Source organism: Mycobacterium paragordonae, from assembly GCF_003614435.1.
In the GTDB taxonomy this organism is placed as follows: Bacteria; Actinomycetota; Actinomycetes; order Mycobacteriales; family Mycobacteriaceae; genus Mycobacterium; species Mycobacterium paragordonae.
Window position 1 is genome coordinate 3,580,403 of the sequence record NZ_CP025546.1, and the last position, 15,587, is coordinate 3,595,989.

12 protein-coding genes are annotated in these 15,587 nt (G+C 64.5%); 7 read left to right on the forward strand and 5 right to left on the reverse strand.

Translation table 11 applies throughout. From position 1 onward, the window contains the following. The gene (locus C0J29_RS34415) at positions 1 to 126 is read left to right on the forward strand and encodes a hypothetical protein (RefSeq protein WP_277950724.1); all 126 of its coding nucleotides are present in this window, start codon (positions 1 to 3) and stop codon (positions 124 to 126) included. A gap of 107 nt (positions 127 to 233) precedes the next feature. Here the strand turns inward: C0J29_RS34415 and C0J29_RS16250 are convergent, their stop codons facing one another. Continuing rightward, positions 234 to 5,075, reverse strand: coding sequence for a PPE family protein (locus tag C0J29_RS16250; protein WP_120792937.1), 4,842 nt, complete (start codon positions 5,073 to 5,075; stop codon positions 234 to 236). A gap of 779 nt (positions 5,076 to 5,854) precedes the next feature. Between C0J29_RS16250 and C0J29_RS32860 the strand changes: the two genes are divergently transcribed. Together C0J29_RS32860 and C0J29_RS16260 are read left to right on the forward strand one after the other, a co-directional pair. Then, positions 5,855 to 6,280 carry a hypothetical protein gene (locus tag C0J29_RS32860; RefSeq protein ID WP_162951488.1) on the forward strand — a complete coding sequence of 142 codons (426 nt, stop codon included), beginning with the start codon at positions 5,855 to 5,857 and terminating at the stop codon, positions 6,278 to 6,280. Between the two features lie 187 nt (positions 6,281 to 6,467). Next, a complete protein-coding gene (locus C0J29_RS16260; protein WP_120792938.1) occupies positions 6,468 to 7,631 on the forward strand; it encodes an LLM class flavin-dependent oxidoreductase in 1,164 nt (387 codons plus the stop codon). A 26-nt stretch (positions 7,632 to 7,657) separates the two neighbouring features. Here the strand turns inward: C0J29_RS16260 and C0J29_RS16265 are convergent, their stop codons facing one another. Continuing rightward, positions 7,658 to 8,125: an SRPBCC family protein gene (locus C0J29_RS16265; protein WP_120792939.1), complete on the reverse strand. Its 468-nt coding sequence runs from the start codon at positions 8,123 to 8,125 to the stop codon at positions 7,658 to 7,660. A gap of 99 nt (positions 8,126 to 8,224) precedes the next feature. On the opposite strand from C0J29_RS16265, the gene C0J29_RS16270 reads away from it, so the two are divergent. From C0J29_RS16270 to lipD, 3 genes are all read left to right on the forward strand, one after another. Then, complete coding sequence (locus C0J29_RS16270; RefSeq protein ID WP_120792940.1) at positions 8,225 to 9,085, forward strand: lysophospholipid acyltransferase family protein; 861 nt, start codon at positions 8,225 to 8,227, stop codon at positions 9,083 to 9,085. 4 nt (positions 9,086 to 9,089) lie between these two features. Then, the gene (locus tag C0J29_RS16275; RefSeq protein ID WP_120792941.1) at positions 9,090 to 10,223 is read left to right on the forward strand and encodes a serine hydrolase domain-containing protein; all 1,134 of its coding nucleotides are present in this window, start codon (positions 9,090 to 9,092) and stop codon (positions 10,221 to 10,223) included. Positions 10,224 to 10,290: 67 nt separating this feature from the next. Further along, positions 10,291 to 11,568, forward strand: a complete 1,278-nt coding sequence (gene lipD / locus C0J29_RS16280; RefSeq protein WP_065043742.1) for a lipase LipD — start codon at positions 10,291 to 10,293, stop codon at positions 11,566 to 11,568. A 15-nt stretch (positions 11,569 to 11,583) separates the two neighbouring features. On the opposite strand, the gene C0J29_RS16285 is transcribed toward lipD, so the two are convergent. From C0J29_RS16285 to C0J29_RS16295, 3 genes are read right to left on the reverse strand one after another with little or no spacing between them, the layout of a single operon-like run. After that, on the reverse strand, positions 11,584 to 11,952 hold the full coding sequence (locus C0J29_RS16285; RefSeq protein WP_174814846.1) for a thiocyanate hydrolase: 369 nt from the start codon (positions 11,950 to 11,952) through the stop codon (positions 11,584 to 11,586). A gap of 3 nt (positions 11,953 to 11,955) precedes the next feature. Beyond that, complete coding sequence (gene scnC / locus C0J29_RS16290; protein WP_120792942.1) at positions 11,956 to 12,660, reverse strand: thiocyanate hydrolase subunit gamma; 705 nt, start codon at positions 12,658 to 12,660, stop codon at positions 11,956 to 11,958. Between the two features lie 18 nt (positions 12,661 to 12,678). Further along, complete coding sequence (locus C0J29_RS16295) at positions 12,679 to 13,518, reverse strand: SH3-like domain-containing protein (RefSeq protein ID WP_120792943.1); 840 nt, start codon at positions 13,516 to 13,518, stop codon at positions 12,679 to 12,681. A gap of 218 nt (positions 13,519 to 13,736) precedes the next feature. Here C0J29_RS16295 and C0J29_RS16300 point away from each other — a divergent pair, with 218 nt between their 5' ends. Next, on the forward strand, positions 13,737 to 15,563 hold the full coding sequence (locus tag C0J29_RS16300; protein WP_120792944.1) for a fatty acyl-AMP ligase: 1,827 nt from the start codon (positions 13,737 to 13,739) through the stop codon (positions 15,561 to 15,563). Positions 15,564 to 15,587 lie beyond the last annotated feature (24 nt).

A 15,587-nucleotide genomic window follows, 5' to 3' on the forward strand; every position in this document is an offset into this window, starting at 1 on the left:
GTGGAGAGGTCCCGTGTCTCCGACGCCGAGGGCCGGGCCGGGCCGGGCCGGGCCGGGCCGAGTGTGGGCTCAGGCGGCATCGAGTGCGAGCTCATCAAGCCGCCCACCGACGTGCCGCCGCGGTAGATGCACACCGACCACCCACGACGCACACTCGAGAGTCGGGCAGCGTCTGAACGACCGCGGCGAGGGCGACATCTTCGTCGCGCTCGCCGAATACCGAAAGTGGTCGGCTACGGCCCGGTGCCAGTGGTGAAGAAGCCCGCCAGCTTTTCGCCGATGTTACGGACACCCGAATTGAATGCCGCCGTCATGAGACCCACCGAACTCGTGTTTGCAAGCCCCGACATGGTGTTACCCCAGTTCGACACGCCCGATAAGAACTCGCCGACGTTGTTGTAACCCGACACCGCGCCCAGCAGCGTGGCCGGCACCTGGTTGAAGAAGCCCGAGGCGGCCGACCCGACATTCCTGTAGCCCGAGACACTCCCTGCACCGCTGTTGAAGAAGCCGGAGGACGGTGCGGTGGTCACGTTCCCGAAACCCGGGGTGCCATTGAAGTTGATCGGGATGGTGATCGGGCCCAGCCCACCGTTCATCGTGACGTTCAGCGGGGCGGCGCCGATACTGAACCCGGGAATAGTGAACGCGCCGGTGCTGCCGCTCAGCGGAATGTCGAGGCCAATCCTCGGGATGCTAAAGCCACCTATGGTGAACCCACTGGTGCTGCCGCTTAGCGGGATGCCCAGGTCGATTCGGGGAATGCTGAAACCACCGATGCTGAATCCCGCTGTGGTGCCGCTTAGCGGGATGCCCAGGTCGATTCGGGGAATGCTGAAACCACCGATGCTGAACTCACTGGTGGCGCCGCTCAGTGGAATGTTCAGCCCGAACTCGGGGATGTTGATCTGAGCGATGGTGAACTCGGATGTCGCGCCCACCAGCGGGATATTGAGGTCGAACCGGGGAATGCCGAACCCGTTGACGAAGATGTTGCCGGTGGTGCCGCTGACTACCGGTCCGATCTCGAAGTGGCTCAGCGTGATAGGGCCGATGCTGCCATTGAGGACGTCCGGCAGGCCGGAGAGTCCGGGAACCCTGAATGGAACGACTCGAATGGTGACATCTACGGGCACCGTCACATTGAGTTTCACCGGGATGCCAGGGATGCTGATGTCCGGGACGACGACGCCGCCGATTGTGCCGCCTGCACTCAGGTTTATCGGAATTGCGGGAATCGTGATGGGAGGCACAGTCACGCCGTTGATACCGCCGGCAGCCAACAAGTTCAACGGGATGGGGGGGATGCCGATTGCCGGCACCGTGATCGGCCCCACTCCACCAGTCGCCATCAAGCTCAACGGGATGGGGGGGATGTCGATACTGGGCACCGTGATCGGCCCCACGCCACCCGTAGCCAAGAGGTTTAGCGGGATGGGGGGGATATCGATTGCGGGCACCGTGATAGGCCCCACTCCGCCGCCAGCCAGCAAATCCAGCGGGATCCCCGGAATCGTTATGTCGGGCACAGTGATCGGGCCGGCAGCACCGATCACGTTGACACTCAACGGAACTGTGGGAATTGTGATTGCGACGGAGCCGCCCACTATCCCCTGGTAGTCGCCTCGCCAGAACATACCGGTGCTGTAGTTCCCCGGGATCAGGGCGCCGGTGTTCACATTGCCGGTGTTGCCGAAGCCGGTGTTGATGTCACCGGGGTTCAGCACCCCGGTGTTGACATTGCCTGGGTTGAAGTCGCCGGTGTTGACGCTGCCGGCGTTGAAATTGCCGGTGTTGTGACTACCCGTGTTGGCGAAGCCGGTGTTGACGCTGCCGACATTAAACAAGCCGCTATTGGCGTTGCCCGCGTTGCCCACGCCATTGTTATAACTGCCGGAGTTTCCGATGCCGAAGTTTCCGGTGCCAGAATTGAAGAACCCGACGTTGCCGGTTCCGGAGTTGCCGAAGCCGAGGTTGCCGCTGCCGGAGTTCAACGCGCCGAACCCGATTTGATTGTCGCCGGTCAGCCCGATCCCGAAGTTGCCGTTGCCCGTATTGCCGAAGCCGATATTGCCGTTGCCGACGTTGCCGAAGCCGATGTTCAGGTTGCCGATATTTCCGAAGCCGATGTTCTGCAGACCCGCTGTGAGCCCGGCACCGGCGTTGGCGAACCCGAAGTTGCCCGCACCGACATTGCCGAAGCCAAAATTGTTGTCGCCGAGGTTGCCGAAGCCAAGACTCGTGCCGCCGACGTTGCCGGCGCCGAAGTTGAGGTTTCCGACATTTCCGAGACCGAGGTTGTAGTTGCCGACGTTGGCGGCACCCACGTTGAGGCTGCCGTTGTTCGCGAAGCCCAGGCTCAGGGGCGGGCCCGCTGACCCGCCCTGCAGGATGCCGGCCACGTGGTCACCGACATTGGCGACACCCGAGGTGAACGAGGCTGTCGCCTGGCCGAGTGTGCCGGTGTTGAACAGACCAGAGACAGAATTGCCGAGGTTCGCGATGCCCGATGTCAGCGGACCGACGTTGAAGAGGCCGGAGCTCCCCAATGCGTTCGACGCGGCGTTCCAGAAACCGGACGCACCCGCCCCGATGTTGCCGAAGCCGGAGGTACTGCCGCTGCCACTGTTGAAGAACCCGGACGACGGCGATCCGGTCGAGTTCCCGAAGCCGGGAGTGCCACCGATGTTGATCGGGATTTCGATAGGGCCGGCGCTGCCGGTGACTTGCAGACCCAGCGGTATGGGGGAAATGGTGATCGGCGGTGTGGTCAGGGGGCCCAGAACACCACCCACGTTGACGCCCAACGGAATCGGGTCAAGAGCCAAACCATTCGGGAACAACGTCAGCGGACCCAGACCACCACCCACGTTGATACCCAGCGGAATCGGGTCAAGAGCCAAACCATTCGGGAACAACGTCAGCGGACCCAGACCACCACCCACGTTGATAGCCAACGGAATCGGGTCAAGAGTCAAACCATTCGGGAACAACGTTACGGGACCCAGATCACCACCTACCTGGATACCCAACGGAATCCCGGGAAGCGTGATCGGCGGAGTACTGAACGGGCCGATGGTGCCACCGACGTTGATACCCAGGGGAATCCCGGGAAGGTTGATGGTGGGGGTGTTGATCCCGCCGATGCTGCCGCCCACGCTGATACCGCCAACGGTCAGGTCGATCTGGGAGGGACCGATGGTTCCCGGGGCGGACGGCAGACCGATCAAGGCGAAATTGAAGGGTGATTGGGGAATCTGAATCGGGATGGACAGCGTCTGGCTCGTCAAATCTAACGTTATTGGATTAATACTGATGGGCGGAATGCTGATCGGGCCGACGAGAGCACCATTGCTATTGATACCCAAGCCGATCGCAGGAATACCGATGGGCGGGATGCCGATTGGGCCGACGAGAGCACCGTTACTGTTGATACCCAAGCCAATCTTGGGAATCGTGATCGGCGGCACCGTGATCGATCCGACCAACGCACCATTGCTGTTGATACCTAACCCGATATTGGGAATGGTGATGGGCGGAACGGTGATCGGACCTACCAGCGCGCCAGAACTGTTGATTCCCAAGCCGATCGGCGGAATCGCGATCGGAGGAACGGCGATCGGTCCGACCAGCGCGCCGTTGCTGTCGATGCCTAAGCTGATCTGGGGAATGGTGATGGGCGGCACGGTGAGTGGGCCGAGACTGCCCAGGCCACCGAGGTTCAACCCTGCCGCTGGGATGGTGATCGTGCCGGAGAAGCCGCCCAGGCCTTGGTAGTCGCCCCGCCAGAACATTCCGTTGTTGTAATTGCCCAGATTCCATGCGCCGGTGTTGACGTCGCCGGTGTTGCCGAAGCCGGTGTTGAGGTCGCCGGGGTTCATGAAGCCGGTGTTGGAGTTGCCCAGGTTGAAATCGCCTGTGTTCAGGCCCCCGATGTTGAAGTTGCCGGTGTTGTAGCTGCCCAGGTTGGCAAGACCGGTGTTGACATTGCCGACATTGAACAGGCCCGTGTTGGCGATGCCCGCGTTGCCAAAGCCGGTGTTGAAGCTGCCGGAGTTGCCGAGGCCGAAGTTTCCGGTGCCGGAGTTGAACAAGCCGACGTTACCGGTACCTGAGTTACCAATACCGATGTTCCCGGTGCCGGAGTTGAGTGCACCGAAACCCACCTGATTGTCGCCGGTGAGTCCGAAGCCGATGTTGCCGTTGCCGGTATTGCCGAAGCCGATGTTGCCGTTGCCGGTATTGCCGAAACCGACGTTATTGTTCCCGATGTTGGCGAAGCCGAAGTTCTGCAGGCCCGCGGTAAGCCCCGGCCCGATGTTGGCGAAGCCCAGGTTGCCGGTGCCGACGTTGCCGAAGCCGACGTTGCTGTCACCCAGATTTCCGAAACCGAGGATGCCGCTACCGATATTGCCGGCACCGAGATTGTAGTTACCGATGTTTGCGCTGCCGATGTTCACGTTGCCGGAATTCGCCGCACCAATGCTGCCGTAGCCCGAGTTGGCGAAGCCCACGTTGAAGTTCGGCTCGATAGAGGTCTGCAACAGCGCCAGGAAATTCGCCGGTTGCGCGAACGGTGTCAGGCTCGCGGCAATTGCCGAGGCCCCGGCATGGTAGGCCGACATCGCCGATACATCCAGAGCCCACATCTCTTCGTAGAAGCTCTCCATGACGGCGATCGCGGGAGCGTTTTGTCCGAACAGGTTCGAAAACACCAGCGATACCAGCTGACTCCGGTTGGCCGACACCAACTCCGGCAGCACCATCGCCGCCCGGACCGCCTCGAACTCGGCGACCAGCGCTCCGGCCTGGGTGGCCGCCTGCGTGGCTTGCGATGCGGCAAGAGCGAGCCACCCCGCATACGGCGCGGCGGTGGCCGCCATCGCCAACGATGCCGCTCCCTGCCATGCACCACCGACCAACCCCGACGTCACCGATTCAAAAGACGCCGCGGCTGTGCCCAACTCGTCTGCAAGCCCTTCCCACGCGGCCGCCGCCGCCAACATCGGCTGCACTCCCGCCCCTGCATGTATCAGAGCCGAATTGATCTCGGGGGGCAGCACAAAAAAGCTCATCGCCTTACCTCTCTAAGGTGGCATCACGCCATGACAGCCCCTGACGACCGGTGAGACCCCCCACCCACGGACGACGACAGACTGGTGTTCGTAGCGGACAAGTTACGCGGTGATCCGGGGTGCAAACCGGCCGATTTATCTAACCGAGATCTAAACGTTATCGAACTGTGATAATTAATGAGCGTGCGTGAAAAATTACTTTACATGGCAAAGACGGAGCGGGAGTTCCGCCTGCTTTGTCAAAGCCAGGCTCCGTCGCTCTGACGCGGAGCACGCAGTGCAGCAAGGGAATTCGGTCGCCGCTGCGACGGGACCGCTCATGTCGTGGAATGATCTTGAAGACGCCCAAACACAATCTGCACAACTGGTTACTATGTCTCACAAATGTGCATATTCGGCTAAATCGGCTTTCTTGCCTTCGCCTGGGTGCTTCAAAGTCAAGAAAGCCGTTCACTTCCAGCGGTTTTACATCCCGAGGTAGGCGAGGGACGGCGCGGGCGACGGCTCCACCACAGCATCAAACCGCCGACGCCCGCCAGACATAGCCGGCAGCTCACCGACCGCGCGCCCGGGCCGGTTTGCCAGCCGCCTTCCCAATGCTCCTGAGCGCTAACAGGATTCGGGCCACCTGCCCGCATTACGTGGCTCTGCTCGCGGCGCGTTCAGGCCGTTCGATTTCCAAGGGCCGGGAAGATGCCGTCGTCAGCAGTTTCCACGCGCAGGTTACGGGGTATGCGGCCCAGGCATCCCTGCAAGACGAGAGTGGAGATTGGAAGCTGATGAGAACTGGAGCTAGGACTGCCCTCGCAACCTTCGGCGGTGGAGCCATGCTCGTCATGGCCGTCGCCTGTGGCGGCGGAGATAACAAAGGCCCGAGCAGCAGCACCACCCCGTCGTCGTCGACGACACCGACGACCATGTCCAGCACTGCTCCCTCCAGCGGCGCGGCGCCCTCGGAAACCCAGCCCGGTGGCGCACCCGGACCGAGCGGCACCGGCGGACCCAATGGTGGTGGCGGCAGTGTTCCGGGCGGCCCGACCGGCGGCGGCGGCCCCGGTGGTGGTGGCGGCAGTGTTCCGGGCGGCCCGACCGGCGGCGGCGGCCCCGGTGGCGGCAGCGGCAGCATTCCCGGAGTCGGCGGTGGCGGTGGCGGTCCGGGTGGCGGCGGCGGTTGCGTCGGCAACATCTGCGGCAGCATTCCCTGATCGCGCGCAACAACCGACGATCTCCAGACGAGGACCGGGGCAACCCGGTCCTCGTTTGTCGTCCGGCACCATTTCGGTGCGCATCGTCATCGGGCTCGCAAGTCTTGCCCGACTCCTCAGCCCACCATTCCGGTGCGCATCGTCATCGGGCTAGTGTTCGGACAGCGGCAATTGCAAGGGAGCCCCAATGGCGAAGCTCAGGTTCGGATACTTCATCGCCCCTTTTCACCGCGCCGGCACCAACCCGACGCTCGCCCTGCAACGTGACCTGGAGTTCGTCGAGCACCTCGACGCGCTCGGTTTCGACGAGGCGTGGATCGGCGAGCATCACTCCGCCGGCAGCGAAATCATCAGCTCCCCGGAGGTGTTCATCGGCGCTGCGGCCCAGCGCGCCAAGCGAATTCGATTCGGCACGGGCGTAATCTCGCTGTCGTACCACAACCCACTCTGGGTTGCCGACCGGTTGATGCTGCTCGATCACCTCACCCACGGCCGCATCATCGGCGGGGTCGGGCCGGGCTCGCTGCCCACCGACTCGTCGATGATCGGACTGACTCCCACCGACACCCGCGAGTTGCTGGAAACCAATCTCGACATCGTCGTCCGCCTGCTGGCGGGGGAGACCGTCTCCGCCAAGACCGCCACCCATCAGCTTTATGACGCGAAACTGCAACTTGCTCCCTATTCCGACGGCGGGATTCCGCTGGCGGTGGCGGCGGTCGCATCACCGACCGGTGCCCGCCTGGCCGGCAAGCACGGCATCGGCCTGCTGTCGATCGGCGCCACGCTGACCATCGAAGGCTTCGACGCGCTGGCCTACCACTGGGGCATCGTCGAAGAGCGAGCCCAGGCCTTCGGCACCCAAGTCGATCGGAGCAACTGGAGTCTGGTGGGCCCCATGCACATCGCGGAAACCGACGAGCAGGCCCGCGCCGACGTGAAGTTCGGCATCGAGCCCTGGTTCCGCTACTTCCAGAAGGTCGCCGCCTTCCCGCAGATGACGATGCCGGGGGATCGGCTCGACGAAATGATCGACATGATCAACGACAACGGCGCCGGAGTCATCGGCACGCCGGAACGGGCACGCGAACAGGTGCAGCGGTTGTGGGATCAGTCAGGCGGTTTCGGCTGCATGCTGCAGATGGGTCACGAGTGGGCGAATCCGGCCGCGACCAGACGCTCAGCCGAACTGTTCGCCGCCGAAGTGATGCCGCATTTTCAGGGCCAGGGACAACCCACGCTCGACGCTGCGACGCGCGCCGGGCAGATGCGCGACGACCTGGCCGCCACCCAGCTGCAGGCCATCGAGCACATGACCAAGAAGTACCAGGACGAGCTCAGCGCGAAGTAGCAACGAAAGGCACTGCGCCCCACCGCTTATCGGGCAGTTCCGGCTTCGCGTTCGGCGGCCTGAACCAGCTTGCCGGCAAAGAATTTGACCGCACCGCCCATCGCCGCCCGGACCGCCGGGCCGGTGCCGCGGGCCTTTTCGGTGAACGAGCCGCTCCAGCGGATGTCGGTGCCTCCCGACGCAGTGGGGGTGAGAACCACCTCGCCCTGGTAGTCCTTCGCCGGCTGCGGCGAACCCACCAGCTTGTAGACGTGCCGGCGATCCTGTTCGTACTCGACAGTCTCCTCCTGCACGAACACCGGAAACATGCCCAGTTTACGAATCGCGCCAGCCCCGCCGGGCGCCGGGTTTCCCTGGCGAACCCAGCTCGAGGAGACGACGATCGGCTTCGCCCAGGACGACCAGTTGCCTCCATCGGCGACCAACCGGAACACTGTCGCAGGCGGCGCGCTGGTGGTCTTGTTGACCTCGAACGTGAACTTACGACCCGACATGCCTGACTCCCACCGTGACGACTGCCCGAGAATGTGCTGCCGGGTACCCTACCGGGCCGGCTCAGGTCGGTACCGCCGGGGATCTGACCGGCCAAAACGATTCCGCACAACCGCGGACAGAGGCATACTCTCGGTGTGCCAAACGCCGACACCGTATCCGTCCCGCCCACCCCCACGAAGGCCGACGTCACCGCGGCGCTGAACCTGATCAAGCCGCTGCGAAAGCTGATCAAGCCCAAGGTCTACGGCATCGACAACGTGCCTACCGAACGCGCCCTGCTGGTGGGCAACCACAACACGCTCGGCATGGTGGACGCTCCGTTGCTGGCCGCCGAACTGTGGGAGCGGGGCAGGATGGTCCGCTCCCTCGGCGACCACGCGCACTTCAAGGTTCCCGGCTGGGGCGATGCGCTGACCCGCATGGGCGTCGTGGACGGCACCCGCGAAAACGCATCCGAGTTGATGCGGCGGGGCGAGTTGGTGATGGTGTTCCCCGGCGGCGGCCGCGAGGTCAACAAGCTCAAGAACGAGCAGTACAAGTTGGTGTGGAAGAACCGACTCGGCTTCGCGCGCTTGGCAATTCAATACGGGTATCCGATCATCCCGTTCGCTTCGGTGGGCGCCGAACATGGCATCGACATAATTCTGGACAACGAGTCTCCGCTGATGGCGCCGATGAAATTCCTGACGGAAAAGCTGCTCGGCTCGCCCGACGGACCGCCCCTGGTGCGTGGTGTCGGATTGACGCCGGTGCCCAGGCCCGAGCGCCAGTACTACTGGTTCGGCGAGCCGATCAACACCACGGAGTTCAGCGGACAGGAAGCCAACGACAACGCCGCACGCAAGGTGCGTGAACGCACCGCGGCCGCGGTCGAACACGGCATCGAGCTGATGCTCGCCGAGCGGGAAGCCGACCCGAACCGGTCACTGGTCGGACGGCTGCTGCGCTCCGACAGTTGACTCCATGGCGGTATCCCCGACGACCCTGTCCCATGGCATCCGAACGATCTTCCGATCGGTGGCGCTGCCGTTGCTGTCTTCGCTGGCGCTCGTCGCATGCACCGAAACAGCACCCGCGCACACGCCCGCAGCCACCACCACAACGTCGGCGGTAAAGGCGAGCAGCAGCCAGAACGTGCTGGACACCGCGGTCAAAGCCGACGGCCCGGGTTGTTCGGCGGCGGTCGGCGTCGAGGGAAAGGTTGCCTGGACCGGGATCGCCGGACTGGCCGACATCAGCAACGGAGCGAAGATCACCGCGGAGACGGTGTTCGACATTGCCTCGGTATCCAAGCAGTTCACGGCTACCGCGGTCCTGCTGCTGGCTGCCGCGGGGAAGCTGACGATGGACGATTCGCTCGCCCAGTACCTGCCGGAGATGCCGCCGTGGGCCGCCGACGTCACTCTGGCCCAGCTGATGCATCACACCAGCGGGATCCCCGACTACGTCGGCCTGCTGCAGGAACAGGGTTTCAGCTACGCCGACCGGACCACCGAGGCACAGGCCCTGCAGGTTCTGGCCGCCGTGCCGGAGCTGGTGTTCAAACCCGGCGCCCGTTTCGAGTACTCCAATTCCAACTACCTGCTCCTGGGTGAAACCGTGCACCGGCTGTCGGGCAAGCCACTCCCGGACTACCTGAGTGCGGAGGTATTCACGCCTTTGAGCCTGGTCATGGTGATGGACCCGATCGCGAACATGCCTGCGAAAGCGTTGTCGTATACCGAAACTCAGGGCGGCACCAAGTATCAGCCCGCTGACTCCAAGTGGGAGCAGGTCGGCGACGGCGGCATCCAGACCACGCCGAGCCAGCTGGTTCGCTGGGCCGACAATTACCGCACGGGCAAGGTGGGCGGCCCCGGCCTCCTCGACGCGCAGCTGTCCGGAGCGGTGCAGACCGAGCCCGGCGGCGGCGATCGCTACGGCGCCGGCATCTACTCCCTCGCCAATGGCATGCTGGACCACGACGGTGCCTGGGCCGGGTTCGTCACCGCATTTCGCGTCAGCGCCGACCGGCGCACGTCGGTCGCAGTCAGCTGCAACGTCGACAAGCAGGACCCGGAAGCCCTGGCCGACTCGCTGGGCCGCATCTGGATGTAGCGGACGCGTACCACAAAATTGTCGATCCTGTGCGCCGGGTGGCCCTGAGGCTGCAATCATGCTCGGTATGGCGAAACCGACCATCCTCACCACCGACAATGGCCTCCCGTCCGGCGTGCAGGGAGCCTGCGATTCGCACTTCCTCAATGTCATTCGCGCGTTCGCCGGCCTCTACCCCGGGAAGATGTTCGGAGGCGGCGGTCTGTCGGTGTTCATCGACGGCAAACCGGTCGTCGACGTGTGGACGGGTTATTCCGATCGCAAGGGCAAGGTGCCCTGGACGGAAGACACCGGTGCCATGGTGTTTTCCGCGACAAAAGGCTTGGCGGCCACCATCATTCACATGCTGGTCGATCGCGGGCTGTTGTCCTACGATGCGCCGGTCGCCGAGTACTGGCCGGAGTTCGGCGCCAACGGGAAGTCCGAGATCACGGTCAGTGACGTGCTGAGGCATCGCGCCGGCCTGTCCCACCTCAAGGGTGTCGACAAGCACACCATCATGGATCACCTGCAGATGGAGGAGCGGCTGGCGGCTGCCCCGGTCGACCATGCCCATGGCAAGACGGCCTACCACGCCATCACCTACGGGTGGTTGCTGTCGGGTCTGGCCCGCGCCGTCACGGGGAAGGGCATGCGCGAGTTGTTCCGCGAAGAGCTTGCCCGCCCGCTGAACACTGACGGGCTGCACCTGGGCCGGCCACCCGCCGATTCGCCCACTAAGGCGGCGCAGACGCTGTTGCCGCAATCGAAGATCCCCACACCGTTACTGGATTTCATCGCACCCAAGGTGGCCGGCCTCTCGTTCTCCGGGCTGCTCGGTTCGATTTATTTCCCGGGCATCATGGGGATGCTGCAGGACGACATGCCGTTCCTGGACGGTGAACTGCCGGCGGTCAACGGGGTGGTGACGGCCCGGGCGCTGGCCAAGACCTACGCGGTGCTGGCCAACGACGGGATGATCGATGACACCCGACTGCTGTCGTCGGAGGCCGTGGCCGGCATGAAGGGCAAGGCCGAGCTGTGGCCGGACCTGAATCTCGGACTGCCCTTCACCTACCACCAGGGTTACCAATCATCGCCGTTACCAGGGTTTTTGGAGGGTTACGGCCACATCGGCCTGGGCGGGACGGTCGGCTGGGCGGATCCGGAGTCCGGCAGCTCGTTCGGCTACGTGCACAACCGCCTGCTGACGCTGCTGCTGTTCGACGTCGGCTCGTTCGCGGGGCTGGCGCCGTTGCTGACCAGCGCGGTCGCCGCCGCGAAGAAAGACGGCCCGCTGGAGGTCCCGCACTTCGGTGCGTCGTACCAGGACACCGGCGACTACGAACCGGCCGCCGGCGAGTAACCCAGCTGCCGCGGTCTACGCCTCGAGGCGGGTGCGGACCGTGTCGAGCCGTTGACGCAGCTCGTCTTCGCTGATGATGCCGCGGGCGAGCAGCGAGTAGGCCAAGGCGACCAACTGATTTTCCGGGAACGGCAGACCTGCGTAACGGTTGGCCGACAGCTCGTCCTCTTCATCACGGCGTTCCTGGAACGTCAGCGCGATCCGCCCGTCGCCGTAACACGAGCGGTCGAGCACGTCACACAGCCCATCCAGGCTGGTCTTCCACGGCGGAAGCGGGTTGTCGACGCCGTACTTCGCCGCCATCACCGGCCAGGTCTGCCGATGCTCCGCGATCTCATCCAGGACAGCGAATTCACCTGCAGCCAAGGGGATTTCGTCCCGCATGGGTCAGGCTTCGACGGGCCGGACGGCGGGGCGTACCAGGGGAGTCACATTGGTTGTCACCCCGGGTTTGGGTAACGCGACCCCGATCAAGCAGTCGCGGGTGATGATCTCGGCGAGTTGGTCCTCGGTCCAGCCCTCGGTGCCCGCCGGACGCATCGGCATCACCATGAACCGGTGCTTCTGGTTCGAGTCCTCCACCCGCACCTCGACGTCGTCGGGCAGTTGCAGGCCGAACTCGGAGAGCACCTGCCGTGGCCAGCGCACAATGCGCCGCCGGTAGTTGGGGGTGCGGTACCACTCGGGGGAGTTGCCGAGAATCGGACGTGGGTAGCAGGAGCACAATGCGCAGACGATGACATGGTGCACCGTCGGGGTGTCTTCGAGGATCTTGAACGCCACGAAGTCGCTGGGTGTGCCGAAACCGGTCGGGTCCAGCCAGTCGACGCCGACCTCTCTGGCGGCCGCGACCGCGTCGGTCACCGCCAGGTCCTTGAACGCTGGGTCCAGCCACGCCTTGGCCACCAGCCGGGCCGCGGGCGTGGGGCCGATCTGTTCGGCGTACTCCGTGAAGACCCGATGGTCTTCGGCGGTGAATAGTCCTTTCTCGATGCACAATTCGCGTAGCGCGATCTCGAGCACTTCGAAGTCGGTGATCTCGTCGACCATGGGTTTGACGGTGCGCTGGTGCTCGTGGTCGTGGTCGGTCATGATCGGATCGGGCTCCTCTCAACCCACGGCTTGCAGCCAGCGCTCGGGGATCTCGGTCTGCAACGTGTCGTTCGGGTGCCCGGTGTAGTTGTCCCACAGCTGCGCCTGGTTGAACCGCACGATGTAGAACCACTCGGGCTTGGCGTCCTCGCGGTCCCACGCCTCGTCTTCGGGCGCCGGGCTCTCGTAGGTGACCTCAGCGATCATCCCTTCCGCACCGCGGACGTACTCCGGTGTGCGGGTGTAGAACATCGCCGGCAACTCCCGCACCCGGACACGTTGTCCGACTTGAAACTTCGCCTCGCCCGCCTGACCGGCGAAGCGCTGCGGATCGCCGATGCCGGCGGCCTCGATGTGATGTTTATTGCGGGGGACACTCGCGCCGTCGCCTTCGAACTTGGGCCGGGCCTCCGGGCGGCGCCCCTGCAACCCGCCCGCATACCGCGCCTGCACTTCCGCGAGCCGGTCGGTCAATTCACCCCAGCTGATGTGCTTCTTCTCGATCAGCAGCCGGCCGACCGACCACAGCCAGCGGCTGTAGTAGGGCAGGCCCAGGTAGATGGCGCGGCCGACATCGACATTGCCCAGTCGCCGCCGCTCCTCGGAGACCCAGATGCCGCGCATGCCGAGAACCTCGCAGAGCACGTAGGTCATCAACTCCCACTGCTCTTCTTCTTTGTTCTCGTACAGGTGCGGGTAGTCAAGCTCACCGCCGACGTCGTGGCTGGTCTTCAAATACGCCAGCCAGTGATCGTGAGTGATCTCGTCCGGGGCCGGCCACTCCGAAACCTCGGGATAGATCGTCTTGAGCCGGGAAACCAGCGCCAGCTGCGCCGCGCGCTCCGCTGCTGTGCTCAATTGGACGCCTCCCGCATGGAGATTTCCACCTGGTCGAACGTCAAAATTACCACTTTCCGGCGAAATCGGTTAGCGGAAAAAGCCTCATCGCTCAAGCGATTTCGCGTTCACAGCACGAAAATCCGGCACACCCGGAACAGGACCTCATGCGGCCCAGGTGGCCAGGACCACACCACGGCTTGCCCGAACGGCCGCCCGGCCGTTTATAGAATGCGCGCATGAATCGCGGTACCGGGCCGACGCCCGCGGCACCTGATGGGCTGCTGCAGATCGAGGACTGCCTGGACGCGGACGGCAACATCGCGCTGCCCCCGGACACGACGCTGATCTCGCTGATCGACCGCAACATCACCTACGTCGGCGACACCGTCGCCTACCGCTTCCTGAACTACGGCGGCTCCGGTGAAGGGCGCGCCGACGAGATCACCTGGTCCGAGTTCGGGGTCCGATTGCGAGCCGTCGCCGCGCACGTGCAGCGGTGCGCCGGCCCCGGTGACCGGGTTGCGATCCTGGCACCCCAGAGCATCGACTGGGTGATCGGCTACTACGCGGCGATCAAGGCCGGCACCATCGCGGTGCCGTTGTTCGCTCCGGAGTTGCCCGGCCACGCTGAGCGACTGCAAACCGCGCTGCGCGACTCTCAACCGACGGTCATCCTCACGACGGCGGCAGCCGAGGACGCCATCGAACAGTTCCTGGCCGGGCTCGCCCAGCTGGACCGCCCGCAGGTGCTGCTCATCGACGAGATTCCCGACGAGGCGGAGCGCGATTTCGCCCCCGCCCACCTGGACATGGACGCCGTCGCCTATCTGCAGTACACCTCCGGAGCGACCCGGCCACCGATCGGGGTAGAGATCACCCACCGGGCGGTCGCCACCAACCTCACCCAGATGATCCTGTCCATCGACCTGCTGAACCGGAACACCCACGGCGTCAGCTGGTTACCCCTCTACCACGACATGGGCCTGTCGATGATCGGCTTCCCGACCGTGTACGGCGGCCACACCACACTGATGTCGCCGACGGCGTTCGTGCGTCGCCCGTTGCGCTGGATCCAGGCCTTGTCCGAGAGCTCGCGGATCGGTCAAGTGGTCACCGCCGCACCGAACTTCGCCTACGAATGGGCGGCACAGCGCGGACTGCCGGCGCCCGGCGAGGACATCGACCTCTCCAACGTGGTGCTGATCATCGGGTCGGAGCCCGTCAGTATCGACGCGGTGGCGAATTTCAATAAAGCGTTCGCTCCCTACGCATTACCGCGCACAGCCTTCAAGCCCTCGTACGGCATCGCCGAGGCGACGCTGATGATCGCCACCATCGATCACTCCGCGGAGACGTCGGTGATCTACCTCGACCGCGAGCAACTCGGCGCGGGCCGGGCTGTTCAAGTTGCCGCCGATGCGCCCAATGCCGTCGGCCAGGTGTCCTGCGGCCAGGTGGCACGCAGCCTTTGGGCGGTGATCGTGGACCCGGAAACCGGTGCCGAGCTGCCCGACGGTCGCATCGGCGAACCTTGGTTGCAGGGCGACAACGTCGGGCGCGGTTATTGGGGGCGGCCCGAGGAGACGCGGCTGACGTTCGGCGCCAAGTTGGGTGCGACCCTCGGCAAGGGCAGCCACGCCGCCGGCGCAAAGGTCGACGGCGACTGGCTGCGGACCGGTGACCTGGCCGTCTACCTCGACGGCGAGTTGTATGTCACCGGCCGGATGGCGGACCTGGTGACCATCGACGGCAGGAACCACTATCCCCAGGACATCGAGGCCACGGTCGCCGAAGCGTCGCCGCTGGTCCGACGGGGTTATGTGACGGCGTTCGCGGTGCCCGCCGGGTTGGTCGTCATCGCCGAGCGCGCCACGGGAACCAGCCGCGCCGACCCGCAACCCGCGATCGACGCCATCCGCGCGGCGGTGCTCGCCCGGCACGGGTTGTCGGTGGCCGATGTGCGTTTTCTGCCGGCCGGCGCTATTCCCCGCACCACCAGCGGCAAACTGGCGCGAGTAGCCTGCCGAGCCGAATACCTCGACGGCACGCTGGGCGTGCACTAGTAATTGATGACAGGCCGTATTAAG